The sequence below is a fragment of the Micromonospora coerulea genome (assembly GCF_016598485.1).
Classification (GTDB): domain Bacteria; phylum Actinomycetota; class Actinomycetes; order Mycobacteriales; family Micromonosporaceae; genus Micromonospora; species Micromonospora coerulea.
On the sequence record NZ_JAEMUW010000042.1, the window covers coordinates 1 to 25,315 of the forward strand.

The 25,315-nt window shown below is 69.3% G+C and carries 22 protein-coding genes and 5 pseudogenes; 16 read left to right on the plus strand and 11 right to left on the minus strand.

Annotated features, from left to right (window positions below; translation table 11 throughout):
* Window positions 1-656 precede the first annotated feature (656 nt).
* Together I8N68_RS33355 and I8N68_RS30180 are read left to right on the plus strand one after the other, a co-directional pair.
* A pseudogene (locus I8N68_RS33355) lies at window positions 657-953 on the plus strand (transposase family protein); the annotation flags it as partial.
* A gap of 121 nt (window positions 954-1,074) precedes the next feature.
* Entirely contained in the window at window positions 1,075-1,851 is a 777-nt protein-coding gene (locus I8N68_RS30180) for a transposase (protein ID WP_234040871.1), read from the plus strand.
* 631 nt (window positions 1,852-2,482) lie between these two features.
* On the opposite strand, the gene I8N68_RS30185 is transcribed toward I8N68_RS30180, so the two are convergent.
* The gene (locus I8N68_RS30185) at window positions 2,483-4,342 is read right to left on the minus strand and encodes a sialidase family protein (RefSeq protein ID WP_200216359.1); all 1,860 of its coding nucleotides are present in this window, start codon (window positions 4,340-4,342) and stop codon (window positions 2,483-2,485) included.
* A 423-nt stretch (window positions 4,343-4,765) separates the two neighbouring features.
* Between I8N68_RS30185 and I8N68_RS34395 the strand changes: the two genes are divergently transcribed.
* Window positions 4,766-5,080 carry an integrase core domain-containing protein gene (locus I8N68_RS34395; RefSeq protein ID WP_372433911.1) on the plus strand — a complete coding sequence of 105 codons (315 nt, stop codon included), beginning with the start codon at window positions 4,766-4,768 and terminating at the stop codon, window positions 5,078-5,080.
* Here the strand turns inward: I8N68_RS34395 and I8N68_RS30195 are convergent.
* Window positions 5,077-6,575 (minus strand): annotated as a pseudogene (locus tag I8N68_RS30195) (NF041680 family putative transposase). The gene I8N68_RS34395 and the pseudogene I8N68_RS30195 overlap by 4 nt on opposite strands.
* A gap of 266 nt (window positions 6,576-6,841) precedes the next feature.
* Window positions 6,842-7,039: pseudogene (locus tag I8N68_RS30200) on the minus strand (hypothetical protein); the annotation flags it as partial.
* 407 nt (window positions 7,040-7,446) lie between these two features.
* Here I8N68_RS30200 and I8N68_RS30205 point away from each other — a divergent pair.
* The 3 genes from I8N68_RS30205 to I8N68_RS30215 all read left to right on the plus strand — a co-directional run bounded on the left by I8N68_RS30205 (window position 7,447) and on the right by I8N68_RS30215 (window position 9,972).
* Window positions 7,447-7,839, plus strand: coding sequence for an SCO5389 family protein (locus tag I8N68_RS30205; protein WP_200216363.1), 393 nt, complete (start codon window positions 7,447-7,449; stop codon window positions 7,837-7,839).
* Complete coding sequence (locus I8N68_RS30210; protein ID WP_307813034.1) at window positions 7,829-8,788, plus strand: LLM class flavin-dependent oxidoreductase; 960 nt, start codon at window positions 7,829-7,831, stop codon at window positions 8,786-8,788. Before I8N68_RS30205 ends, I8N68_RS30210 begins: the two co-directional genes overlap by 11 nt.
* Before the next feature lie 206 nt (window positions 8,789-8,994).
* Window positions 8,995-9,972 (plus strand): ATP-binding protein, encoded by a 978-nt coding sequence (locus I8N68_RS30215; RefSeq protein WP_200216365.1) that lies wholly within the window; start codon window positions 8,995-8,997, stop codon window positions 9,970-9,972.
* 16 nt (window positions 9,973-9,988) lie between these two features.
* Here the strand turns inward: I8N68_RS30215 and I8N68_RS30220 are convergent, their stop codons facing one another.
* Together I8N68_RS30220 and I8N68_RS30225 are read right to left on the minus strand one after the other, a co-directional pair.
* Window positions 9,989-10,393 (minus strand): Fur family transcriptional regulator, encoded by a 405-nt coding sequence (locus tag I8N68_RS30220; RefSeq protein WP_200216368.1) that lies wholly within the window; start codon window positions 10,391-10,393, stop codon window positions 9,989-9,991.
* Between the two features lie 110 nt (window positions 10,394-10,503).
* Window positions 10,504-10,689, minus strand: a complete 186-nt coding sequence (locus I8N68_RS30225) for a hypothetical protein (protein WP_200216370.1) — start codon at window positions 10,687-10,689, stop codon at window positions 10,504-10,506.
* Window positions 10,690-10,745: 56 nt separating this feature from the next.
* Between I8N68_RS30225 and I8N68_RS30230 the strand changes: the two genes are divergently transcribed.
* The 8 genes from I8N68_RS30230 to I8N68_RS33370 all read left to right on the plus strand — a co-directional run bounded on the left by I8N68_RS30230 (window position 10,746) and on the right by I8N68_RS33370 (window position 17,258).
* Window positions 10,746-11,777 carry a permease gene (locus I8N68_RS30230; RefSeq protein ID WP_200216393.1) on the plus strand — a complete coding sequence of 344 codons (1,032 nt, stop codon included), beginning with the start codon at window positions 10,746-10,748 and terminating at the stop codon, window positions 11,775-11,777.
* Entirely contained in the window at window positions 11,774-12,496 is a 723-nt protein-coding gene (locus tag I8N68_RS30235; RefSeq protein WP_200216372.1) for a TIGR03943 family putative permease subunit, read from the plus strand. The genes I8N68_RS30230 and I8N68_RS30235 overlap by 4 nt, the downstream gene beginning before the upstream one ends.
* A gap of 98 nt (window positions 12,497-12,594) precedes the next feature.
* Window positions 12,595-13,545 carry a metal ABC transporter substrate-binding protein gene (locus I8N68_RS30240; RefSeq protein WP_307813035.1) on the plus strand — a complete coding sequence of 317 codons (951 nt, stop codon included), beginning with the start codon at window positions 12,595-12,597 and terminating at the stop codon, window positions 13,543-13,545.
* On the plus strand, window positions 13,538-14,308 hold the full coding sequence (locus I8N68_RS30245; protein ID WP_200216374.1) for a metal ABC transporter ATP-binding protein: 771 nt from the start codon (window positions 13,538-13,540) through the stop codon (window positions 14,306-14,308). Before I8N68_RS30240 ends, I8N68_RS30245 begins: the two co-directional genes overlap by 8 nt.
* Window positions 14,309-14,312: 4 nt before the next feature.
* Window positions 14,313-15,182: a metal ABC transporter permease gene (locus I8N68_RS30250; protein WP_234040873.1), complete on the plus strand. Its 870-nt coding sequence runs from the start codon at window positions 14,313-14,315 to the stop codon at window positions 15,180-15,182.
* On the plus strand, window positions 15,179-16,009 hold the full coding sequence (locus tag I8N68_RS30255) for a metal ABC transporter permease (protein ID WP_307813036.1): 831 nt from the start codon (window positions 15,179-15,181) through the stop codon (window positions 16,007-16,009). The genes I8N68_RS30250 and I8N68_RS30255 overlap by 4 nt, the downstream gene beginning before the upstream one ends.
* Window positions 16,006-16,290: an ArsR/SmtB family transcription factor gene (locus I8N68_RS30260; RefSeq protein ID WP_200216376.1), complete on the plus strand. Its 285-nt coding sequence runs from the start codon at window positions 16,006-16,008 to the stop codon at window positions 16,288-16,290. The genes I8N68_RS30255 and I8N68_RS30260 overlap by 4 nt, the downstream gene beginning before the upstream one ends.
* A gap of 542 nt (window positions 16,291-16,832) precedes the next feature.
* Complete coding sequence (locus I8N68_RS33370) at window positions 16,833-17,258, plus strand: hypothetical protein (RefSeq protein ID WP_234040874.1); 426 nt, start codon at window positions 16,833-16,835, stop codon at window positions 17,256-17,258.
* A gap of 144 nt (window positions 17,259-17,402) precedes the next feature.
* On the opposite strand, the gene I8N68_RS30270 is transcribed toward I8N68_RS33370, so the two are convergent.
* The 5 genes and pseudogenes from I8N68_RS30270 to I8N68_RS30290 form a co-directional block, all read right to left on the minus strand.
* Window positions 17,403-19,319 (minus strand): helix-turn-helix domain-containing protein, encoded by a 1,917-nt coding sequence (locus I8N68_RS30270; RefSeq protein ID WP_200216378.1) that lies wholly within the window; start codon window positions 19,317-19,319, stop codon window positions 17,403-17,405.
* 149 nt (window positions 19,320-19,468) lie between these two features.
* Window positions 19,469-19,720, minus strand: a pseudogene (locus tag I8N68_RS34400) (aldehyde dehydrogenase family protein); the annotation flags it as partial.
* A 41-nt stretch (window positions 19,721-19,761) separates the two neighbouring features.
* Entirely contained in the window at window positions 19,762-21,126 is a 1,365-nt protein-coding gene (locus I8N68_RS30280) for an MFS transporter (RefSeq protein ID WP_200216380.1), read from the minus strand.
* A gap of 45 nt (window positions 21,127-21,171) precedes the next feature.
* A complete protein-coding gene (locus I8N68_RS30285; protein ID WP_200216382.1) occupies window positions 21,172-22,320 on the minus strand; it encodes a zinc-dependent alcohol dehydrogenase family protein in 1,149 nt (382 codons plus the stop codon).
* A 354-nt stretch (window positions 22,321-22,674) separates the two neighbouring features.
* Window positions 22,675-23,154: a hypothetical protein gene (locus I8N68_RS30290; RefSeq protein ID WP_307813037.1), complete on the minus strand. Its 480-nt coding sequence runs from the start codon at window positions 23,152-23,154 to the stop codon at window positions 22,675-22,677.
* Between I8N68_RS30290 and I8N68_RS34100 the strand changes: the two are divergent.
* Window positions 23,139-23,438 (plus strand): annotated as a pseudogene (locus I8N68_RS34100) (histone-like nucleoid-structuring protein Lsr2); the annotation flags it as partial. The gene I8N68_RS30290 and the pseudogene I8N68_RS34100 sit on opposite strands and share 16 nt — an antisense overlap.
* A gap of 234 nt (window positions 23,439-23,672) precedes the next feature.
* Here the strand turns inward: I8N68_RS34100 and I8N68_RS30300 are convergent.
* Window positions 23,673-23,987 carry a hypothetical protein gene (locus I8N68_RS30300; protein WP_200216388.1) on the minus strand — a complete coding sequence of 105 codons (315 nt, stop codon included), beginning with the start codon at window positions 23,985-23,987 and terminating at the stop codon, window positions 23,673-23,675.
* Window positions 23,988-24,391: 404 nt separating this feature from the next.
* Here I8N68_RS30300 and I8N68_RS30305 point away from each other — a divergent pair, with 404 nt between their 5' ends.
* Window positions 24,392-25,276 carry a hypothetical protein gene (locus tag I8N68_RS30305; protein WP_200216391.1) on the plus strand — a complete coding sequence of 295 codons (885 nt, stop codon included), beginning with the start codon at window positions 24,392-24,394 and terminating at the stop codon, window positions 25,274-25,276.
* The last annotated feature ends 39 nt before the right edge of the window (window positions 25,277-25,315 follow it).

A 25,315-nucleotide genomic window follows, 5' to 3' on the forward strand; every position in this document is an offset into this window, starting at 1 on the left:
GGCTCAAGCAAGCCCTGTGGCTCGCTGGCGTGCAGATGGCTGGCCTGCCGTTGTGCCGGTGGTCCGGCGGTGGCAGTGGGTGTGGAGCAGACGGAGTGGCGGACCGTGCGGGGTGCCCGTCCTGTCGTAGGCTGATGGCGTTGTGGTCCATAGCTTTCCGCAGGCCGCTATACCATTGTTCCCATTCTCGTGGGATTTGTGGTGGGCGGTCGGCGTGCAGGAGGAGTTGCCCGCAGTAGGGGCACCGGCCCTGTTGACTGTCGAGCAGCCGTTGGGTGGTGCGGTCGGCTGGGGGTTGCAGCCTCGGGCGTTGCCGTCGGCTGTTCCAGTAGTCGGCCAGTGCCGCGTCATCAGGTGACGCGGTGCCGGGGACCATCTGGTGCCGCACGATCCTGGTCCAGGTGAATTTCTGCAGGTAGGCGCCGCTGTCGCGGTCGCCGAAGACCCACCGATCTCGCCGGGATGCACGGTTGGAAACGCCAAGTTCAGAACTGTCCTGGCAGACCAGGGTGATTGCGTAGTCGGTCGGCGGGTGTCTTGAGCTGGGAATCTGCGGAGTGAGTGGCCTCTGTGGAGGGCCGGTAGAGCGGGTGAGATCACGTCGGTGATCATGGAGTTCTCTACGCTTCACGACACCCCGAGGATCTCACCCGCCGATGTCATCATGCCCGATCCCCGCACTGTCCGTGGTCGCTGGCCACCCTGACGCGCCACCACCGTCGGTCACCGAGGGTGAGGCAACGGGGCTGCTGCACGCCTTGTCGGTAGTCCCGGATCCCGGCGATCCGCGTGGGGTGCGTTATCCGCTGTCGGGCCTGCTCGCGGTCGCGGTGTGCGCGGTCCTGGCGGGCGCGTCGTCGTTCGCCGCGATCACCGACTGGTTGCACGATCTGGACGAGCAGGCCCGCGACCGGCTCGGCTTCGGTCGTGGGCTGCCGGCGGGTACGACGGTGTGGCGCCTGTTGACCCGCCTGGACGACGGGCTGCTGGCCACCGTCCTGGCCGGTTGGCTGAAGGCCCGTGCCCGGCCGGTTCCACCCCGGCCAGGCAGATACCGCACGGTGATCGCCGTGGATGGGAAGACTGCGGGGAGCCCGCCGCCGCGACGGCGGCCAGGTCCACCTGCTCTCCGCGCTGGACACCAGCACCGGCATCGTCCTGGCCCAGGTCACCATCGCCGCGAAGTCGAACGAAATCCCCGCGTTCGCGCCGTTGCTCGACGCGGTCGAACAAGTGCTGGGCAGCCTGACCGGTCTGCTGTTCATCGCCGACGCCCTGCACGCCCAGACCGCCCAGGCCGAGGAGATCGCCGCCCGCGGCGCCTACCTGATGATCCCGGCGAAAGGCAACCAGCCCACCCTGTTCGCCCAGCTCAAAGCCCTGCCCTGGCCGGAGATCCCGATCGGAGACCGCCGCCGCGACACCGGCCACGGCCGCCGTGAGAGCCATCACCCTGCGGACCCCCGGCGGGATCAGGTTCCCCCACGCCGAGCAGGCCGTCCGGATCACCCGGACCCGCACCACCGGCGCGAAGACCAGCCGCGAGGCCGTCTACTTCACGGTGTCTCTACCCGCCGAGCTGCCCAACCCGCCGATCTGCAGGACTGGGCCCGCCGCGAATGGCACATCGAAGACATGGTCCACCACGTCCGGGACGTCACTTTCCGTGAGGACCTCCACCAGGCCCGCACCGGCACCGGACCCGCCGTCCTGGCCACTCTGCGCAACACCTCGATCGGCTACCACCGCACCAACGGCGACACCAACATCGCCCGCGCGACCCGACGCGCCAACCGCCGCCCACACGACCTCATCACCGCCGTGACCAGCACCTACCCGACAACGCAATGACCCTGGCACGCCTACAGCCAGTCGAAGCTGGCCAACATCATGTTCACCTACCAGGTGGCCGGTCGCCTGGAAGGCAGAAGAGTAACCGCCACCGTGCTGCACCCCGGCGTGGTAAGCACCGGATTCGCCGCCGAGGATGTCCCTCTAATGTGGAGGGTCTTGCTTCCCCTGATCCGGCCGTGGCTCAAGTCTCCCGAAAGGGGTGCGGCCACCTCGATCTACCTGGCCTCCTCATGGGAGGTGCAAGGAATCAGCGGCAGATACTTCGCCAACAGCAAGCCGAAAACGTCAAGCAAGTCCTCCTACGACCGGGCCGCAGCCAAGCGACTATGGCAGGTAAGCGCCGACCTCGTGGGACGCGGATCTAACGGCTAGCCTGGGCCCTTCGGTAAGGGCTGCCCGCATCGTGGCTCTTGAAAGAGGAAGTGCCTTCTGATCTGGGGGGCACGACAATCGTGGCCGGGCGTACCCGGCGCCCGGCCACCGGCATGTCTCCGTTCCTTCCGGGTGGATCGGGACCTTCCAGGCCGCGGACCCGTCCTTGCGGCACCTTCCGTACACAGCGGAGCGGGTCCGATCTCCTGGATCGGACCCGCCACATCCCGGGCGGATCACCGCTCGGGAGCACCTGTCAGGACTCGTCGCTGAAGGTGCCGCCGTAGATGTCGGAGTTGCCGAAGGTGGCCGGGCACTGGTTGTTCGGGCCCGGCCGCAGTTCCGTGGAGTGCGAGGCCGGCAGCTCGGCGGCCTGGTCCCGGTCCTCCGCCTCGTCCGCCACCACCGGATCGGTGGCGCCACCCGTCACGTCCTCGACGAACGCCTGCCGGTAGGTGTTGATCGCCGGGCAGACCGCCGCGTTGCGGACGTCGTTCCACACCGCCGAACCGAAGTCGCGGGTGGCGACGGCGTAGTTGTAGTCGCCGAGAAACTCGGCCGTCAGACCGTTGGCGCTGGAAGCCCGGCCGTCCCCGACGGCGCCCCGGTGGACCGTCGTCCACGCCCCGACGGCCCCGGTCGTACGGTTGACGTCGGCGTGCCGGACCACGCCCTGCATGAGGCGGGACGACGTGGTGTCGCTGCGCCACGGGTCGAGCCAGGCGTTGTAGACCAGCCAGGCGTCGGTGCCGTCCGGGGAGATGGCGATGGCCGGGAAGTTCGCCCGGTCGGCGCCGTCGTTCGCGTTGATCGGCGCCGAGTACGTCTGGCCGCCGTTGCGCGAGCTGGCCACGTACGCGCGTTCCAGGTTGGTGCCGGCGCGGTTGTCCGACCAGGTGACGAGGATCTGGTTGCTGGCGTCCGCTCCGGTGGGCGCGCCGTTGGCGATGTCGAGGCTCGGGAAGTTGCTGGTCCGGGCCCCGGCGATGCCGTCGATGGTGAACCGGCCCTGCGCCGGGTCGAACTGGCCGATGCCGCTGACCCGGAGGATCACCCGCGGCCGCTCGAAGGTGGCCCCACCGTCGTACGAACGGGCCTGATAGAAGACGTCCTGCCGGGTCTGGATGTCCGTGCCGGCCCAGATCACGTACACCACACCAGTGCTGTCGGTGCGGATCGCGCAGCCCTGTCGTCCACCGGTCTGGCCGTTGTTGGTCGCGGCGGTGAGCTGCCGGGTCCGCCAGGTGGTTCCGCCGTCGGTGGAGCGGGCGAAGAGCACCGGCTCCGAGCCGGCGGTGCCCCGGAAGCCGACGTTGCAGACGTAGACGTTGCCGAACCAGCGGCTGGAGGCGGCGTTGTCAGCCCAGATCTGCTCCTTGTCGCTGAACAGCGCCGAGTTCTGCTTGGTGACGATCACCGGGGACATCCAGGCGCTGTTCTTGCCTGCCATCGCGCCGGCGAGGTCGTCGGTACGCGACACGGCGATCGCCGCGTCACCGGCGAAGGCCTGCCGGCCGGGAAAGTTGGTGGCGATGTTGGCGTAGTAGAGGCGCTGGCCGTTCGCCCAGGAGAATTTGCCGTTCTTCGGGACCGGCCCGAAGACCAGTTCGGGGTCGCCGTTGGACACCATCCCCCGCTCGTAGTAGCCGGGCAGGGTGCCGATCGGGCCCTTCGGGTCCGGCACGCAGCCGGTGTCGCCGGCCGGCGGCACGCCGGGCGCCGTGTCGACTGCGCCACGGCAGCTCGGCGTGACGCGGGCGGAGTAACCGGTGTAGGTGGGCTGCGTCCAGGTCCGGCCCGAGTCCGCGGAGAACTGCACACCCGAAACGCCGACGCCCGGCGTGAATGGGCAGGTACGGTCGTCGCCCGCGTTGCATGCCTCCATGTCGATGTTGTCGTTGGCCCCGGCGACGAGGATGTTCGGGTGCACCGGGTTGACCGCCAGGCCCGGCTCGTTCTGCTTGTTCTGCGAGAAGAGCAGATCATTGCTGCCGACCGTCACCTCGGTGGAACCACCCGGGGTGAGCGGCGCGGCGGCCGCCAGATCGGCGGCTGCGAGGGACAGGAGCGGGAGGAGCGCCGCGGCGGAGGCCGCGGCGAGCCGGCTGATGCGCATGAGACTCCCTTGGTGTGGGGAATGTTTCCTGCGCGGCGCGCCACACCCGGTCGCCGTCGCGGATGGCGCCGGCTCCCGGACGCGGTGGTCGCTCTCCCGCAGCCTCCATCCGATTCCCACTGATCACAAGTCTCGCAGCAGGGAAAATCGACGCTCGGGCGCGGCTGTCCGTCGTCAGTGTCAGATCCGGCTGATCGGTGTAACGGCGGGGGCCCGTCGGACGCTTCTGCCCGACGACGGATTCGACGCGGCGCGCCGGCGGCCATGAAGACGGCTGGTCCATCGACGCCACCCAGACGGCCACGTTGGTGACCAACGCCCTGAGCATGGCCATCAGCAACCGCCAACCCACCGGCACCGTGATCCACTCCGATCACGGCGTTCACCTCATGGGCCTTCACCCGCCGAGTTCAGGAAGCCGGCCTGGCGCCGTCGATGGGATCGATCGGTGACTGTTACGACAACGGCATGATCGAGTCGTTCTGGGGCCGGATGCAGACCGAACTGCTCAACCGCCGGCGCCGGCGCACACGCATCGAAACAGTGGCCGGGGCGGCTGGTAGGCGTCCTCGCCCGCCGCATACCTGCGCGAGATCGCCGCCACCAACGCCTACGGCGCCATGCTCCTCGACCGCCTCCACCGCTTCACCGAGTGGGAAGCCAGCCTCGACCCAGAGGAGAAGCAACGCCTGGCCGCCGAAGCGACCGCCGCAGCGGATGCCTCAGCTTGATCTTTAACCCTCGCCTTGCTTACGTGCTGCGATGGTCAAGTCACGCTTGACGGTTTTGCCGACGTCGTGGCGGGGTGCGGGCCGGCGGTTGCGGGAGCCGGGTGGTCGTCCAGGACCTGGTCTGCTGGGTTTCGGTGCACTGGCCGGCAGGGCGGTGGTCGGACGCAGGTTCCGAAACCCGCGACGGACCCGGGCGGGAGTGAGTCGGTCAGGTGCCGCTGGCCGCTGCCAGGGCCGACGCAGGTCCGCGACGAGGGGTCGGGCGAGGCGTAGCTGAGTGTAGGTGCCGATGATCAGCCAGGTCCACCGGTCAGCGGCTTCGGTGGTGCGGGTCTTCGGCCGAGTCCATCCCAGGGTCTGTTTGAACAGTCGAAACGTGTGCTCGAGGTCGAAGCGGCGCAGGAAGGCCTGCCACCAGCGGTCGACATCGGCGGCGGTGGCGCCGATGGCGGAGCACCACAGCCACACCGGCTTGGGGTCGCGCTCGCCGGGCAGGTGCTCGACCTGTAGCCGGATCAGGGTGCCGGCGATGATCGGCAGGTCCCCGTCGTGGTCGATCCAGCAGGTGCGGCGGGTCAGCCTGGGGTGCAGCTGGTCCCAGCTGTCGGCTTGGGCGGTGCCGTAGCGGCTGGTCGGAGTGAGGGTGGTGTGCCGTGGCGCGGGCCAGGTGGCCGGGTCGTTGCAGGCGAACTCGGCGCCGTGTTTGCGGGGACGGCCGATGACACCCGGCTGCCTGCTCGGCTTGGGAAACCGCAGGACCCGGTCCGAGCGGATCCGGCCGATCAGGAGCACGGGCAGGTCGGACAGCACCCAGGCCAGCCGGGCGGTGTCGTAGCCGGTGTCGCAGACGATCAGGATGTCCGGGTCGCCGGGCCGCCAGTGCCCGGCACGGATCAGCCGGTCGATCAGCTGCCGGAGCTGGTCGGCGGTGACCGCGGTGGCGTCGTCGGCCGGGCCCAGCCGTACCGCGTCGAGCATTTGCGTCCACGACGTGCGGCCTGGTTCCAAGGCAGCGACGAGCGAGTACGGCCAGCCGGGGATCATCTGGGCGGAGCCTCTGCCGCGGCCGTAGGTGTGGCAGAACAACCGGCCTGGGCTGGTGGCCGCGTCCGGGCGCAGCCAGTTGCTGACGTCAACAGCGAGCATGATCCCCCGTCCGTGGTGCGGGGCAGCGCCAGCCCGGCGAGGGTCACTCGCAGCCGGGCGACATCGATTCCGCCGGCACCCAGAGCGTCGTATAGGGCGCCGTGACCACGGCGGTGCTCGACGGCCAACGACAGGTCGACCAGGCTGGTCACCGGCCCGCCCGAGCACAGCAGCGCGTCGGTGAGCTCGAACAACGCGTCCGCCCGACGCGGCAGACACAGGTAGAAGTCCCGACGAAACCCGGCCAACCTCGCTGCTGGATCCTCGTCCGACCCGACCGCCGATGTGTCCGGCGTGGGCGTGTCGGGCAACACGACGCCACCCAGATAGTCCAGAATCGTGGCCACGGCCACCACCTGTTCTGTTCTTCGTGTCCTTGCAGGGAACGCGAAGGATCATCAGGCGGTGGCCGCTTTACGTCTCCACGACACGCCGAGTCCACACAGGATCAGCGCGGCACACGGGCGCCGAGGTTAAAGAAAAAGCTGAGGTCCAGGACGCAGTGAGGTGATCTCAACAAGGGTCGGGGTGCCGATCGGGGCGACACGGGCAATGTGTCCATAGCAGACACTGGTGGATATGGGCGTGGAGCCATCGGTAGACAGGTCTTTGCGACAAGATCAGTCTCCGACAGCAGTACCCGGTCGGCCAGGTCGAGCGCCCACTGCCGGCCCGGCCGCCCGTCGGCGATGGCGTCCGCGCCTCGTTCGGCGACCAGCCGGACCAGCCGGCGGAACTGGGCGGGCTGCAGCCCAGTGAACGGGAAGATCCACTCCGGGCGGGCTGCGGAGATCACCTGCGCCCCGGCATCCTCGATCATCGTCCTCAGCAGACAGACACTGGGGTTACGAGACATCCCTTAGCATCCGGTATCGCGGCGGGCGGCTGCACGGTCACGCCGATGAAGAGGCGAAGGGTCACGAAGAGGTGCGGCCGACGTGCGCCCTGGGGTGAGCGCCGCCAGCCAGGTCCGCCTCACCTGAGGTACCCCCTACCTCGCGGACGAGGTCACGATAATGAATTCCGCTTCGAATGTCACCGAGCGCGCTGCAGAGGCTTGCGCCATTCAGACCGCACTAGCGACGCGCCCGCCCGAGCACGGACGACCAGCGTTGACCACCTGGGTCGGGAACAGGCGTCGACTGTTGACCGCGACCCTGGTTACGTGATGTGCTCGGACCATAACGCTAACGGCAACCATGGTCGTTAAGGGCCCTGAGGAGGACCATGTCTCTCACCGTGCCGCCCGCTCTGCTCGAAGCCGCCGAGACCGGCCCCGTGGACGACGACACCTTCGTCGCCTGCGTCCGGGACTCCCTTCCGTACGCCTGGGACACCGTCAGCCGGGTGGTCGCCGACCTGGAATCGTCCGACGCCGAATTCGCCGACAACGTCGTACCACCGCCCACCGAGGCGGAGCGCGGACAGCTGCTGCGCGCGCTGGCCAGCGACGCCATCCGGGCGAGCCTGGAGCGCCACTTCGGGGTGAAGCTGGCGTTCCAGAACTGCCACCGGGTGGCGGCGTTCCGGCTGCCCGCCGTGGACTCCGACACGTACCGCAGGTTCATCTCCACCCGGGGCCAGTTGCTCAATCAGTCGCCAGAGCTGCGTGACTGCTGACGCGTACGGCAGTCGCAGGCCCGGCGAGCAGGTGCAGGCGCACCTGTTCCTGCTCGCCGGGCACCGGGCCGGCGGCACGCACGCGCAGGCCCTGGCGGACGCGCACCGCTACGGCCTGGCCGCGGGCTACGCGGGCGTCTGGGTGGCCGAGCACCACTTCATCTCCTACGGCGTGTGCCCGTCCGCCATCACCTTCGCCGCGCACCTGCTCGGCGCGACCCGCCGCATCACCGTCGGCACCGCCGCGTGCGTGCTGTCGGTCCGAAACCCGGTGAGCCTGGTGGAGGAGGCCGTGCTGCTCAACGAGCTGTCCGGGGGCCGGTTCCGGCTGGGAGTCGCCCGGGGTGGGCCGTGGGTCGACCTCGAGGTCTTCGGCAGTGACCTGGATCGCTACACGCACGGATTTGCCGACGCGTTGGAGATCGTGCTGCGGTGGTTGTCCGGCGCGGCGCAGGTCGCCGGCAACGGGAGGTTTCCCTTCCGGTCGGTGCAGGTGGTGCCCCGGCCGCGTCGGCCGGTGCCGACGTGGGTCGCGGCGACCTCACCCGCCACCGTGGACCTCGCCGCCCGCCACGGCCTCCCCCTGCTGCTGCTCGGGCTGCACGCGGATCGGCTGGAGAAGCGGTCGTTGCTCGACCGGTACGCGCAGGTCGCCGCTGCGCACGATCACGACAGCACGCAGGTGCCGCACGCGAGCGCCCACCTGGCGCACGTCGAGGACACCGACGCGGATGCAGCCCGGACGGTGCGCGAGCGGCTTCCGGAGTTACTGGCCGGCACCAGGGAGTACGTCCGGCTCGACGGCGCCGCGGCCGGCGCGCCCGACATCGACGAGTACGTCCGGCGTCTGATCGCCGCGCATCCGGGTCTCCGCAGCGATGCCGGGCGGTCGTGGACGCGGCCGCCGCACTTCCCGGCGTGCGGCATCTGCTGTTCCTGGTCGAGGTGACCGGGGACCGCGCGACGACGCTGCGTACCATCCGGCGGCTCAGCGGCGAGGTGGTGCGCCGGCGGTAGCGACGGGCCGAGAGGTGGTGAGCTGCCCGATGGCTAATCGTTGCGGTGAGTCGCCTGGATACTGCACGTACGCCCGACCTCATCGCGTACGCTCCCGCTCATGGAAATGGTTTCCAATAGTTTGGGAGGGTGTCAGCGGTGAAGGTCGCGTTCGTGGGCAAGGGTGGCAGCGGCAAGACGACTCTCGCCGCGCTGTTCGCCCGGCATCTCGCCGGCCAGGGCCTGCCGGTGCTGGCCATCGACGCCGACATCAACCAGCATCTCGCTGCCGCCCTGGGCGGCGAGGCGGATACGCCGCCGCCGGTGCCGCCGCTCGGTGAGCACCTGCCGGCCATCAAGGACTACCTGCGCGGCGCGAACTCCCGCATTCCGAATTCCGGGCAGATGGTCAAGACGACTCCGCCGGGGCGCGGGTCGCGGCTGCTACGGGTGGCCGAGGACAACCCCGTCTACGCCGCGTGCGTCCGGGAGGTCGGTGGGGTGCGGCTGGCGGTCACCGGCGAGTTCGCCACGGAGGATCTCGGCGTGGCGTGCTACCACTCGAAGGTGGGGGCGGTGGAGTTGCTGCTCAACCACATGCTCGACGGTCCGGGCGAGTACCTCGTGGTCGACATGACTGCGGGCGCGGACGCGTTCGCCTCCGGATTGTTCACCCGCTTCGACCGCACGGTCCTGGTGTGCGAGCCGACGGTGCGCAGCGTGGGGGTCTACCGGCAGTACGTCGGCTACGCCAACGACTACGGGGTGGCGCTGTCGGTCGTCGGGAACAAGGTCGAGGACGCCGGCGACGTGGAGTTCCTCCGGGAGCACGTCGGCGGCGACCTGTTGACCTGGTTCAGCAGATCTGGCTACGTGCGGCGGGCGGAACGGGGCACGGTCGGCCCGCTGACCGAACTGGAGGCCGCCAACCGGGCAGCCCTCGCCCAGCTCGTAGAGGCAGTGGACGACACACCGCAGGACTGGGCGGCGTTCACCCGGTGGGCGCACGAGTTCCACCGGCGCAACGCCGCCGCGTGGGCCAACGAGCGTGCCGGTGTGGATCTCACCGATCAGATCGACCCGGAGTTTCAGATGGGACCGCAAACGGTCAGCCAACCTGCGGTGGTGGGCGCCTGATTCAGAGCAGTGCCGGTCAGGCGGCGCACGTTCCGCACCTGCCGAAGATCTCCAGGGTGTGACCGACGTCGGTGAAGCCGTGCTGGCTGGCGACCTGGTCCGCCCAGCGCTCCATCGCAGGTCCGGCCACCTCGACCGTGCGGCCGCACTCGCGGCACACCAGGTGATGGTGGTGCCGGCTCTGGCTGCACCGCCGGTACAGCTGCTCCCCGCCCGGCAGCCGGGTCGAGTCGATCTCGCCGCTGTCGACCAGCATCTGCAGCGTCCGGTAGACGGTGGTCAGGCCGACGCGCGCCTTCCGGTCGACGAGCATCTGGTGCAGCTGCTGCGCGCTGTGGAAGCCCTCCACCTCGCGCAGCAGCGCCAGCACCTCGGCGCGCTGTCGGGTGTTGCGGGTCGCACTGGGCGTTGCCTGGGTCACCGTCTGCCGTCTCCGCTCGTCACAGCGCCTGCCTCGACGCCCGATTCCCTGTCATCCCGTGACCGCCGCAGTCACGTGACATCCGAACCCATTATGCATTGCGCATATGTTCACATCCTCCCCGCCAGCCTGCCGCGCCCGCTGCCTGCCGGCAGCTGTTCGGTGAGCTGAACCTGGTCATCGACGAAGGGGCGGTCGTTGGCCAGCTCGGTGTCTATCGGCGCCGTGAACTGACTCGCGTTCGCGATGCTCGTCCCCGGCTCCCCACCGGGACGGGCATCGCCCGTTTCGAACACTCTGTGACAGGGTGATCACAGTAGGATGCTGTGGTCGACCGGAAAGGTGATCCGCCCTGAGTACGACTGACCCAGCAGCCCCCGTCACGCCAGCCGTCCCGGCCAGCGCAAGCGACCAGCCCGCCGCCTCTGACAGAGAACGGCTGGTCGGCTCGACCGAGGTGCTGTGCTTCCTGCTCATCCTCGTCGGCGTCCTGCACCGTCCGATCGGCGCACTGGTCACCGACCCGCGTCTGCAGACCTGGCTGACCGTGTTCGTGTCGGTGATGGTGCAGGCGGTGCCGTTCCTCGTCTTCGGGGTGGTGCTGTCGGCCGTCATCGCGGTGTTCGTACCCCGCGCGTTCTGGGCCCGGGCGCTGCCCCGCCACCCGGCGTTGGCGGTTCCGGTCGCGGGCGTCGCGGGGGTGGTGCTACCCGGCTGCGAGTGCGGCTCGGTGCCCATCGCCGGATCGCTGATCCGGCGCGGTGTCACCCCCGCCGCTGCGCTGGCGTTCCTGCTCGCCGCGCCGGCGATCAACCCGATCGTGCTCACCGCCACCGCGGTCGCCTTTCCCCGCAACCCGGAGATGGTCGCCGCCCGGGGCGGCGCCAGTCTGCTGGTCGCCCTGCTGATGGGATGGCTGTGGCTGCGGCTGGGTCGCACGGACTGGATCCGCCTGCCGCACCGCGCCCACCTCGACGGGCTGCCCCGGATGACGGCGTTCTGGACGGCCTGCCGGCACGACATCATCCACGCCGGCGGGTTCCTCGTCGTGGGCGCCATGGCCGCGGCCACCATCAACGTCGCCGTGCCGCAACAACTCCTGCACGAGCTGGCCGCCCGACCGGTGCTGTCGGTGCTGGCGTTGGCGGCCCTGGCCGTGCTGCTGTCGATCTGCTCCGAGGCGGATGCGTTCGTCGCCGCGTCGCTGTCCCAGTTCTCCCTCACCGCCCGGCTGGCCTTCCTCGTGGTCGGCCCGATGGTCGATCTGAAGCTCGTGTCCATGCAGGCCGGCATCTTCGGGCGGCGGTTCGCCGTCCGGTTCGCCCCGGCCACCTTCGCCCTCGCCGTGCTCGTCGCGGCCGCGCTGGGAACGGTGATCTGGTGAGTCGCGGAACTCAGGCAGTGGTGCTGGTCTTCCTCGGTGGCGCGATCCTCGTGGCCAGCGTCACCGACCTGTACCTGCGCTACGTCAAACAGGGGCTGCGACCATTCCTCATCGCCGCCGGGGCGCTGCTCGTCATCACCGCGGTGATGGCCCTCGTGCAGGAACTCCGCGCTCTGAACCGGCCCGAGGGCGGACCGGACGACGACGGGCACGGGCACGGCCAGTCGGGACCCGTCGTCGGTTGGTTGCTGCTGCTGCCGGCACTCGCCCTGGTCTTCGTCGTGCCGCCGGCACTCGGCGCCGACACCGCCTCACGCGCCGGTTCCGCCCTGACCGACGACCGGGACGTCGCCTACCCGCCCCTGCCTCCCGGCGACCCGGCCGAGCTCACCCTCCTCGACTACGGCTACCGCGCCGTCTACGACCACGGACGCACACTGCAGGACCGGCGGATCCAGCTCACCGGCTTCATCGCTCCCGGCTCGGACGGCGAGCGCATGCTCGCCCGCATCATGTTGTCCTGCTGCGCCGCCGACGGCGTCCCCGTCAAGATCGGCCTGCGGGGCAACGTTCCACGGATGCCGGCCGACACCTGGGTGCAGGCCACCGGCCGGTGGATCCCGCACACCGCCAAGGATCCCGTCAACGACGCCGACGTCCCCTACTTCCAGGTGGAGGACTGGCAACAGATCCCCGCACCCGCCGAGCCGTACGAGTAGAAGGCGGATTGCACGGGTGTTGATATGCGCACCTGACAGCTAGACGCGCTTATTGCAAATGACTACCGTTCCGCTCATCCAATGAGCAAGGAGCGGTTGTGACCCTATCCATCCGTACGCTCGGCACCGTCCTGGCGATTGCCGTGCTCGGCGCCGCCGCGGGCTGCGGTGCCGACACCGACACCGCCACCCCGACCGCGGCGAAGAACGGCACGATCGCCGTTGTCGCCACGACGCCCGAGGTCGCCGACTTCACGCGCAACATCGGCGGCGACGCCGTCGGCGTCACCCAAATCATCAAGCCGAACGTGGACCCCCACGACTACGAGCCCACTCCCGCCGACATCCAAGCGATCGGGGCCGCCAAGCTCGTCATCAAGAACGGCGTCGGGCTTGAGGAATGGCTCGACGACACCATCACCTCCGCCGGCTTCAAGGGAACCGTCGTCGACACCTCTCAGGGGGTCGCTCTGCGCAAGGGCGACCCCGGCAACGAGGAGATGAAGGACGGCGACCCGCACGTCTGGCACAACCCCCGCAACGCCAAGACCATGGCGGAGAACATCGAGAAGGCGCTCATCAGCGCCGACCCCGGCCACGCCGACGCCTACCGCGCCAACTTCCAGGCGTACGCGGCGAAGCTGGACAAGCTCGACGCGGACAACGAACGCAAGTTCGCCGCCCTGCCGGCGGACGACCGCAAGCTGGTCACCAACCATGACGCGTTCGGCTACTACATCGACCGCTACCGGCTGCAGTTCATCGGCTCGGTGATCCCCAGCCTGGACACCAGCGCCGAGCTGTCCGCCACCCAGATCAACGACCTGGTGGCGAAGATCAAGGCCACCGGCACCAAGGCCATCTTCAGCGAGAGTTCCCTCCCGCCCAAGGCGGCCGAGGCGATCGCCCGGCAGGCCGGCGTGAAGGTCGTCGGCGGGGAGGACGCCCTCTACGGCGACAGCCTCGGCCCCGACGGCACCCCCCAGGGCACCTACCTCGGCGCCGAGGAACACAACACCGACACCATCGTGGCGGCCCTCGGTGGCTGAACCCACCCCCGCGCCGGTAGCCGACGCCGCCCTCCGCCTCGTCGGGGCCGGCGTCGGCTACCGGCGCCGCGCCGTCCTCACCGACGTGGACCTCACGGTGGCACCCGGCCAGATCGTCGCCCTCGTCGGCGCCAACGGCGCCGGCAAGTCCACCCTCATCAAGGCCGTCGTCGGGCTCGCCGACGTCCTCGCCGGCACGGTCACCGTCGCCGGACGGTGGGCGCGGCAGGCGCGCGGCGCCGCCGCCTACGTGCCCCAGGTCGACACCCTCGACGCGGACTTCCCCGTCACCGCCGCCGACGTCGTGCTCATGGGCCGCTACCGGCCGAACCGCTGGCTACGGCAGATCCGTGCGACCGACCGCGCCATCGCCGCGGACGCGCTGGCCCGCGTCGGGCTGGCCGACCGGGCGCGGACCCGGTTCGGGCTGCTGTCCGGAGGCCAACGCCAACGAGTCCTACTCGCCCGGGCCATCGCCGCCCAAGCCCGACTGATGCTCATGGACGAACCCTTCAACGGTCTCGACGTCACCAGCCAGGACGTCATCGTGGCGCAGCTGCGGGACCTCGCCGCCGCCGGCACCGCCGTCCTGCTGAGCACCCACGACCTGCGCCTGGCCCGCGACCTCGCCGACACCGCCTGCCTCATCCACGGCGGCCGCGCCGTCACCGGCCCCACCGCGCAGATCCTCGCCGAGCTGCCCGCCGCCTACGGCTACGGCAGCCAGTCTGTCGACCTGCACGCCGCGCGGCCCGGGCGGTGACGGCATGAATGCTCTGGTCGCGCCGTTCAGCATGCCGTTCATGGGCCGCGCCATCGCCGAGCTGCTCCTGCTCGCCGTGGTCTGCGGGCCGGTCAGCGTGCTGGTGTTCCTGCGCCGGCTCGCGTTCGTCGCCGACGCGCTGACCCATACCGTCTTCCCCGGCGTGGTCATCGGATTCCTCGTCGCCGGGTGGACCGGCATCGCCGGCGGCGCGCTCGTCGCCGCCCTGCTGACCGCGTTCGCGCTCACCGTGCTCACCCGTTGGGGGCAGCTCAGCGACGACACGACGGTGGCCGTGCTGCTCACCGCCATGTTCTCCCTCGGCGTGGTACTCGTCTCCCGTCAACACTCCTACACCAGCGACCTGACCGCGTTCCTGTTCGGCCGGCTGCTCACCGTCACCCCCGCCCAGCTCGCCCAGACCGCCGTGCTGGCCGCGATCGTGCTCGCCGGCCTCGCCGTCACCGCCCGGCCGCTGGTCCTGCGCGCCTTCGACCCCATCGCCGCCGCCACCGCCGGGTACCGCCTCACCCTGCTGGACCTCGGGCTCAACACGGCCGTCGCGCTGGTCGTCGTCGCCGCCGTGCAAGCCGTCGGCACCATCCTGGTGATCGCCCTGCTCATCGTGCCCGCCGCCACCGCGCGCCTGCTGACCGACCGGCTCACCGCCATGGCCGTCATCGCCACCGCCGTCACCGGCCTTGCCGCCTACCTCGGCCTGCTGGCCAGCTGGACCGCCTCCGTCCGATACGGCGTCCGGCTCACCTCCGCCGCCGCGGTGGTGCTCACCCTCGTGGTCTGCTACCTGCTCGCCCTGCTCGCCGGCCAGCTCCGCCGCCGGCCGCACCGTCCCGATCAGGAGGTGACTCCGTGAGCTGGCTGCTGCAGGACACCTTCGGCCGTGCCCTGGTCGAAGCCGTCGCCGTGGGCGTGCTCACCGGCCTGGTCGGCGTGCACGTCGTGCTGCGCCGGCTGTCATTCTTCACCATGACCATGGCCCACGCCACGTTTCCCGGCGTGGTCGCCGCGTCCATCCTCGGCATCAACATCTACCTCGGCGGGGTGGTCGCCGGGCTGCTGACCGCTGCCGCCGTCGCCGGGCTGGCGCGTACCCGCGGCCAGGAGGCCACCGCCGCGACCGGAGTGATCCTGTCCGCCGGCTTCGCGCTCGGCGTCGCCCTGGTCGCCACGCAGAACGGTTTCAGTCGGGACCTGTCCGCCTTCCTCGTCGGCTCGATCCTCACCGTCACCACCGAGAACCTGGTCGTGACCATCGTCCTGCTGGCGCTCACCGCTGTCGCGCTCGCCGTCGGCGGCCGGCACCTGCTGTATGTCGGCTTCGACCCCGCCGGCGCCCGCGCCGCCGGGCACCGCGTCCGGCTGCTGGATCTCGCTCTCCTGCTGCTGGTCGACCTCGTCGTCGTCGCGATCGTGCCCGCCGTCGGCACCATCCTCGCCCTGGCCCTGATCGTCGCCCCCGCCGCGGCCGCCCGCGCCTGGACGGACCGTCTCGCCCCCATGACCGCTCTCGCCGCCACGCTGGGCGCCGGCAGCGCTGTGGCGGGGCTGTGGCTCTCCCGGCTGTGGGATGTTGCCGCCGGCGGCAGCATCTCGCTGACCGCCGCCGCCGTCCTGCTCGTGTCATTGGCGGCACACCGCCTGCGCGACGAGCTCCGCTCGCTCTCCCTCACCGCGCCGTGACCGCCGAACCCGCCGCGTTCGAGGAGATCAGCCAGCTGCTACGCACCATCGCCCACCCGGCGCGCATCCGCATCCTGCAACAGCTCACGCGAGCCGACGCCTGCGTCACCGAACTCAGCAATGCGCTGCAGCTACCGGCTCCGCACGTGTCGCACCAGCTTCGGCACCTGCGCCACGCCCGGCTCGTGCGCCGCTACCGCGCCCACGGCCGGATGCAGTACGCGCTCACCGGCGTCCCCGCCGTCTCTCTCGTCCTGGACGTGCTCAAGCACTGCACCTGAGCGGGCTGGGCGTCGACAGGACGCGACGCGGACGACCGGGTCGACCGGGGTCTGGCTCGCGCCGCCGAGCCGCAGGCGGGACACACGCCTGTCAGGCTTGTCCCGCCGGCTTCGCCTGGACCATCCTGAATCGCCCTGAGGGCTTTGCCGTAGCCGCGGTCCGTGCGTTCCGCCCCGTCGAGGAGTTGTCCCGTGAGCCACGCCCACCCGCAGGAAGGTCAACCCGCGCCCCCGGCACGGCCAGGGTTTGCCGCTGCTGGCTGGTTGGCTAGGCGGTCCTGTGTGGTGTTTCCGGTCGCTGGTGGCCGTGTTCGCCGGCCGGATTCGGGGGGTCCGGTCCCGTATGGTGAAGCGTCGACTGCTGGGGTTGCTGCGGGTAGGGGTGTGGGGTGGTGGCTGGCTCTTGGGTGACGTCGACCGCGACGTGCACCGCGTACCGGGCGGTGTGCGGCGGTAAGCCCGACGCGCCCGGAACTCAGGCGCCTGTGGCTGGGCGGGTGTTTGCCGAGCGGGTGGGGTGGCTGGCGGACCTGGTGCGAGGCATGGCCAGCCAGGTGATAGGCGCGCATTGGTCGGATGCCGATCTTGCGGTGCTTGCCGCCGGGGTCGGCCCTGATGGCAGGCGTCTGCCGGCCAGTGGGTGGATGGCGGTGCGGCGGCTGGGCTGGGGTGCGGTGGCGCCGGCGGGTGTGGTGGTGTCGGAAGGCCCGCTGAGCGGCACTGCCGAGGGCCGCACCGTCGTAGAGGGCCGGCAGGATGATCCGGCCCATCTACGCCAAACGCTCGGCGATTACGCCGCCCCAACTACAACGGGCGACGGCCACATCGAGCCCTCGCGCTACAGCCCCGACGATCCGACCGACCCGTCGTCGACCTCACCCATGAGCGGATCAGCCGCCGCCCCGTCCTCGCAGGGCTCATCAACGAGTACGAATGAGCAGCATGAAGGTCCAGCTCACCACTGGTGACAGTTTTTTTGAACCCCGCAGCCTCGACATACGACGCCGCGATCGCCTCGGCGGCATCCTCCACGAACACCGGCAGGCAGCCTGACCTGGCCGGATGGCATTTTCGGCAGGCGCAGCGTCGGTCTCGCCGGGCGTGCCGTCAGGTCAAGACGGATGCGAGGTTGTCGGTTCCGTCATCGACTGCCGAAGCCGGCGCAGGTGCAACGCGAGTTGCAGTTCCAGCGCCTGCTGTGGCTGCTTCCAGCCGACGCCGAGCAGAGTCGCAATGCGCTCCAGTCGCAGCGCAACCGTGTTGGTGTGCACCTGCAGTACCGATCGCGCCGCCTTGAGGTTTCCCCCGCTGGCGAAGTATGCCTCCAGCGTGCCGACGAGGTCGCTTCCCCGCCGTGCGTCATGATCGAGCAGCGGTCCCAGTCTCGCCCGTACGAAGCCATCGACGTCGTCAGGCCCGGGGGAGCCGAGGATCATCCCGGCAAACCCGAGCCCGCCGACGTCGCAAGATTCACCGTGTCGGCCAAGCGCGAGCAGGGCGGACAGGCAGCGGCGGGCTTCGTGATAGGCGTCGCGGATCGCCGCGGGACCGGCGGCGGGTCCGTCGGCGCCCGCCGTCACGACGCAGCCGAGTGCCTCGCGTAGCCGAGCCGAGACGAACTGCGCCGCCTCGGCCGGTGCCCTACCCGGGAGGATCACGACGAAACGGCCGTCGCGGTGTCCAGCGAGGCCTCGATGCTCCGCTGCCAGCCGGGCGGCCACGGCCACGGCCCGCTCCCGGTCGCTGTAGTCCATTGCGGCGACGACGACGGCGTGTTCGAGATCGAGGTTGGCACGGTGGTGGCGGGCCCGCTCGCGCAACGTAGCGGAGTCCCGCTCCGGACGCAGCAGCACGTCCTCGAGGAGTTCCCCTCGTACGCGGTGCTCGGCCTCCGCGACCGAGCGCTGAAACAGCAACAGCAGCGCTGTGACGACCGCTGCGCGTTCGAAGATCCGCTGAGCTGACTGGGCCAGCCGGTCAGGGCCGGACAGCACAAGGGTGCCCAGGTGGTTGGTGCCGGCCACCGCGGCCGCCAGCCAGCAGCGGTCGATCGGCAGGTCCAGTTCGACGGTGCCTCCGGTGCGCCGGGCTTCGTGTACGGCGGCGAGCAGCGACTCGTCGACCGGTGGTGTCTCTCCCCCGACGGCGGCAAGCACGGCACCATTGGGATCAAGCACCGCAACGCCGCCGCCGAGAACTTCGGCGAGTACCTTGGCGACGTCGACGGCGCCGCCGCCGTGGAGCAGCACTCCGGTAAGTCGGTCGTGCGCGTCGGCGGCAAGTTCGACTTCGTGTGCATGCCGCCGTACGAGGGCGGTCACGTGATCCAGCTCATGCAACGCGGCCTGGGTCTCGGAGAACAACCGGGCGTTCTCGAGCGCGACGACGGCGTGCGCGGCGAGGCGGGTGGCCAACGCCACCTCCTCGGGTGGAAATGGGCGCGGTGAACGGTTTCCGGCGAGCAACGCCCCGATGACTCTGCCGGCGAGCAGCAGCGGCACACCGAGCAGGGCGTGGATACCCTCGTCGCTGACGGCGGCGTCGACGTCTGTGGTGTGCAGGAAACGATCATCCGATTGGTAGTCGCCGGTGGCGTACGGGGTGGTGGTGTGTACGACGAGTCCGCCCAATCCCGCTCCGAGCGGCAACCGGATCGCGCGGAACCGGGCGGACACCGACCCGTCGGTGACCCGGATGTACACGTCGCGCCGTTCGTCGTCGATGAGGCTGAGGTAGGCGAGGTCGACGCCGAGGAGGTCGCGCGCGCGGCGGACGATGGCGCGCAGCACTGAGTCGACGTCGCGGATGGCGGCCAGGTCAGTCGCCGTTTCGTACAGCGCGCGCAGCTCCGCCTCGCGCTGGCGTTGCTGCGTCATCTTGGTGCGTACCCGGAGCGAGACCTCGATCTCCGCTCGCAGCCGTTCAAGCTCCGCCTCGCTCGCGTCTTCGTCGCGTGCGAGGCGAAGCTGTTCCTCGAACGCCTCGGGCGGGGCCTCCTCGTTAAGGAGCTCAACGAATGAACGTGCCATGAAAGGAGGTTATGCCTCCCCACATGCGGGGCTAAAGGTCGACTCCGCTGAACACCAGGACCCGTACGTCTTGTGTCGTCCTCCATGGCCGCGCGGATCCCCTCCCTGCCGACGCCTGAGGCCTTGATCCCGCCGTACGGCACCTCGCCGCGCGCCCGCTTCAGCGGCTTACCGGTCTCGCCAGCGATGACGCGGGACACCTCGTCGGCGCGCTCGGCGAGCCGCGCCGACACGTGCGCCAGCGCGTCGGCCCGCGTGTGCGCCGGCAGCGCCGCCGCCGCGTACCGGATGGCGTACGCGGCGGCGACTGCCGCCTCGACCTGATGTGCCGTGGGGATCGACACGGTACCCAGGTGCCTGCCGTCGTAGGGGTGGGCGACGCGCAGGGCGGTGTCACCCAGCTAGGGCTGCCCGGCGATCCAGCACGGCGTGACGGTCTCGGTCATGCGGTCTCGTTGACAGAGGCGCGGGTGGGAACCGCTGCGGCGGGTGCGAAACCGGGCTCGTCCGCAAGGTCAGCCCGCACGGTCTCCCGCGAAGCGATCAGGGCGGCGATGGTGATCACCGCCATGGCCGCGACATAGATCGAGATCGGCACAGTCGAGTTGAACTCGGCGAGCAGGGCCACCGCGATGATCGGGGCGAGGCTGCCGGCGAACACCGAGGCGAGCTGGTAGCCGATGGAGGCGCCGCTGTAGCGCACGCCCGTGCCGAACAGCTCGGAGAAGAACGCCGCCTGAGGACCGTACATCGCGGCGTGGAGGATCAGACCGCCAGCGATGGCGGCGGTGATGGCGGTGAAGGACCTGGTGTCCACCAGCGTGAAGAACAGGAACGCCCAGACGAGGACCCCACCCGCGCCGAGCAGGTAGATCGGCCGTCGTCCGACCCGGTCGGAGAGGGCGCCCCATAGCGGGATGGCGGCGAAATGAACGGCCGAAGCGATCAGTACCGCATTCAGGGCGGTCGCCCTGCGCATGCCGAGTTCGGTCGTGACATATGTCAGCACGAACACGGTAAAGATGTAGTACGAGACGTTCTCTACGACGCGGGCGCCCATCGCCACGAGGACCGGGCGCCGGTACCGCTGTACGACCTCCAGCATCGGCGCCCGCCGGGGTTCCTGCGCGCGCTCCATCTCCGCCTGGGCCCGCTGGAAGACCGGTGACTCGCGCAACGACACGCGGACATAGAGGCCGATGGCGACCAGAGCGGCACTGAGCAGGAACGGCACCCGCCAGCCCCAAGAGGCGAAGGCCGCGTCGGAGGTCGTGGCGGTCATGATGGCCAGCACACCGACGGCGAGCAGGTTACCCGCGGGCACGCCGGCCTGTGGCCAGCTGGCCCAGAATCCACGCCGCGCCGGGTCGCCGTGCTCGGCGACCATCAGTACCGCGCCGCCCCACTCACCGCCGACGGCGAAGCCCTGCAGCAGGCGGCAGATGACCAGGAGGATCGGCGCCCACACGCCGATGGAGGCGTGGGTCGGCAGCAGCCCGATCGCGAACGTCGCCACGCCCATGATCAGCAGGCTCAGCACGAGCATGCGCTTGCGCCCGACCCGGTCACCGAAGTGACCGAACACGATGCCACCGAGTGGCCGGGCGACAAAACCCACGGCGTAGGTGGCGAATGCCAGGATCGTCCCGACGAGCGGGTCGAACTTCGGAAAGAACAGGGTATTGAAGACGAGCGCGGCAGCGGATCCGAAGACGAAGAAGTCGTACCACTCGATCGTGGTGCCGACCAGACTCGCTGCCACCACCTTTCGGATGGATGAATGCTCGACGCGTGCGGTATTAGACATGACGTGTCCTCCGTACGGGCTCTGGGGGTTGGGATAATTCGGGGGTTAAGGGCGGATCGTGGTCGATCGCTCGAAGAGCAGGGTCTGACGAACGACGTCCCCGCTCGCCAGCGCGTCAAAGGCGGAGTTCAGTTCCGCGAGCCGGACGTCCCGGCTGTGCAGCTCGTCCACGGGCAACAAGCCCGCCTGATAGAGCGCGAGGTAGCGCGGCACGTCACGGCGGGGCACCGCCGAGCCCATGTACGAGCCGATCAGACGACGCTCCTCGGCCACAATGCCCAAAGCCGGAAGGGGCAGCCGCTGGTCCGGATGCGGCAGCCCGATCGAGACTGTCGTGCCGCCCGGACGGGTGGCCGCGTAGGCCGCGGCGAGAACGTCGGCATCGCCGACCGCCTCGAACGCGTAATGAGCACCGCCCCGGGTGAGATCACGGATCGCCTCGACCGCGTGATCGCCGGCCCGGATCACCTCCGTCGCGCCGAGTCGTCTCGCCACCTCGAACTTGGCCGGCGCCGTGTCGACAGCGATGATGGGATGGCAACCGGCAAGCCGCGCGCCCATCACGGCGCTGAGGCCGACGCCACCAAGGCCGAACACCACCGCCGAGTAGCCCGGCTCGGCGCGGGCCGTATTGATCACGGCGCCGACACCGGTGACCAGCGCGCAGCCGAACAGCGCCGCCGTCTCGAACGGGACGTCGTCCGGCACGACGACCAACGAGGCGGCTGACGCCACGGTCCGCTCGGCGAAGCCCGACACCCCGAGATGGTGGTGGATCGGTTGTCCATCACTGCGACGGAAAGGCCGCGTTCCGGACAGCAGTGTCCCCGCCCTGTTGGCCGCAGCGCCCTGCTCACACAGCGCGGGCCGGCCGGACTGGCAGGACACGCAGGTCCCGCAGACCGGCACGAACGAGAAGACGACGTGGTCGCCAGGGCGAAGCGTGGTGACTCCGGGGCCTACCTCCTCGACGACGCCGGCGGCCTCGTGACCGAGTACCATTGGAGTCGGTCGCGGTCGCACACCGCTGATCACCGACAGGTCCGAGTGGCACAATCCGGCCGCGCCGATCCGGACGAGCGCCTCCCCCGGCCCGGGCGGATCGAGTTCCAACTCCTCGATGACCAGCGGCCGGCTGCTGCCGTACGGCGCGGACCTCCCCATCGTCGTCAGGACTGCGGCGCTGACCTTCATACGGCGACCCCTTCACCACGGCTGCTCAGCAAGCAACGTAGGCCGGTACCACGGCCCACACGATGGTGTTGTTACACAGCTACCGACGGCTCTGTTGGTGCTAGCAACCAGCGTCGGTGCCCACCTGAACCAGTCGAAGGGCGACGACGACGCGGCGGAGTGGCTGCCACCGCACAAGCCTGCGGTGTGCGGCTACGTGAAGACCTATGTCGCCGCCAAGGCCGAGTGGAACCTGTCCGTAGACGAGGCGGAGAAGGAGGCGCTAATCGACGTCGCGCAGGGCTGCCGCGGGTCGACGGAGCCGACCACCGGCCCGACAACGGGACCAACCACCGCTCCGACCGTCCCGGAACCTCACGACCCCGAACTTGTGGGGCTCGAGAATTGGGTTACATCCGCTGACCTGCGGTTCGGCACATGCTCGCCGCCGGCGTGGCCGACACGATGGAGGCCATGACCGCGTCCCTTCTGTACCTGCTGCTTCGCCAGGTCCTGCAGATGTTGACCCAGCCGATCAACAGGGAGGGCGTCCAACCACAGCCACTGCAGCGCCGGCAGACGCGTCACCACGGCGAGATCGGTCAGCTTGCGCACCGTGCGGAGCGCGAGGTACCGGAGGGAGGGAATCGGGGTGAGCCACTCAGCGGCCTTGAGCGAGCCGAGAGTCAACGCCAATGACTGCAGTCGAGGCAGAACGACATCGGAAACGACGCGGTCGACGGAAAGCCGCCACAACGCGAGTCCCTGTAGGCCGGGATTGGCGGCGAGCAGGTCCGCAAGGCCGCGCCGGTGAGCGACGACCCGCAGCCGGCGAAGACCGCGGAACGCGGCCACGGGAGTCCAGTCTCGACGGCGCGTCGTACGCGATCGACCTCTCCGACCAGAACGCGGGGAAACTCCGCAAGGCGTTGGACGCCTACATCGGCGCCGCTCGGCGCGTCGGACGAGGAGGCATTGCGACCGGCAGCACCAACCGCCGGGCTGCCCCTCCCGCGACTACTCGCGTCGCCCGCAGCCACAACCAGGCAGTCCGGGAGTGGGCAGCGAAGAACGCCTACGAGGTCTCTGAGCGGGGCCGGATCCCCGTCTCCGTGATCGAGGCATACAACAACCGCTGAGCCGTCGCCCGCTCACGCGCCTGCGATGTAACCAGCCAGGCATTGACGTCTACGGCATGGGCCAGCCACTTGGGGGTGTACCGCACCGGCCGAACTGTTCACACGCCCGTTCTGTCGCCGCGAACGCGGCCTCGTCTCTCGGCTTGATGCGCTCCGCCGGCCGGCAGTCGATCAGCCTTCGCTCACCGGAGCGTAATCAAGGCCGCCCTCGACGGAAGCCCGACGCGTCCTCCATCACATGCGCTGTAGCCACCATGGGGCCCGGGGATCAGCCCACAGATCAGGCAGGGTGCGGCTCAGGAAGAGCTGATCGGCCGCTTCCACGAGGTAGCGGAGTTCGCGAGCCGCCCGTCGGGGCAGTGATAGCAGGGCGATCTCCAGCACCTCCCGATAATCCATCGTGCAGCCGCAGGGGCACCCGCCAAAGTCATCCAGCAGCCCTGCAGCCGGACCACGGGCTATGCCGATCCAGCGCTGAAGCGCCCTGCGGATCTCACCACGGCGCAGCCGGTTGTCTTGGCGCTCCAGCCGGACGATGTCAGCGACCACACTGCCCGAGATCCCATGAAGATGGGAACGCGTCTCGTGTACCTGGCGACGAGAGGGGCGAGCCGCACGTAGTGCGGTAGGCCGTCTACGCGGCACGGTCCCTTCGGAACGAATCCATGGCGCGAGTATGCCACGGCGGCCGGTCCGGCTATCCGATGCGCCGGCCCACGAGCACTGCGAAGCGCCGCTCCAGCCGGACAAGGACACTTCCCCTGGACGGGACCCCGACCGGTGACTCGTGCCGCAGGCATCAGGTCCACTGGGCGGGCATCAGGTTCGTGGGTCTCCGCATCAGATTCGGTGGGCCGGCATCAGGTGCTCTGGGCCGGTTCTACGGCAGGATAAGAGTGGCGCAAGGTTCACACCGAACTGGCCCTCCCGATACTAGATATTGGAGACACCGCGTGGCGCTCCGAATCGCTCTGGGACTTCCGACCCACACGCCAAAGGTGTACGCGCCCTTCACTCCTGAGCAGGTCGCGCTACTTTGTCGGTGGCAAGCGACTTCAATCGCCGAACATATGAGGTGCCCACGTCACGGCAAGGTGCTGCGGAAGAGTTCGGATCTAGTGCCCGGCGACAGCGGTTGGAGCTGCATATTTCGGACGCCAGACTATCCCGACCTTATATGTTCGTACACCGTCGACTGGGCCTATTCCGGGATGCTGGATGAGAACAGCGTTTGGAACCTTGAGGAGATGTCGGTTGAGGTTGTGGAGGTGTCGTTCGACGACGATTCGGACGAACCCTTGAACGTCTTCTCTGACTATGACCTCCTCCTATCATTCCACGACACGGCCGACCTTGACTGGGAAGAGGTCGCTGAACGCAGCGCACTTGATGAACGGCGAGGTCTTGTTATAACCCAGTGCACCATCTTAGAGGATCTTCTCGGCGACGTGATCCTGCAGTTGGAGAGACCAGACGATCCCGAAACGCGTCAACGCGACCTAGACCAGTGGATGATCGGCAGACGACTGAGCCATGTCGAGTTGTTACTGGAAAGCGGCGAACCCTCGGAAGCAAACAGCAGCTTTCCACGCGAGGAACTGTGGGCCGCAGTGAGGCGTCGTAATGAGTTGGCACACGGAAACATCATGCGAGTCATCGGCGAGGCTTATCCGCGCCCTAACGGACTAGGCAAGACCCGACGAGTGGAGTGGCGCCTCGTGGACCGCCGAACCCGCAGATCTCGATTAATTACTATGGCCGGCCTACGCGAGGACCTGCACGCCGCCATCGCGGCGTACACAAATCTTCTACGCTGGGCCAGCAATCATCTGGAGTAGCGGCTCGAAAATACTAGCTTCCGTAACCAACCCTTGCGA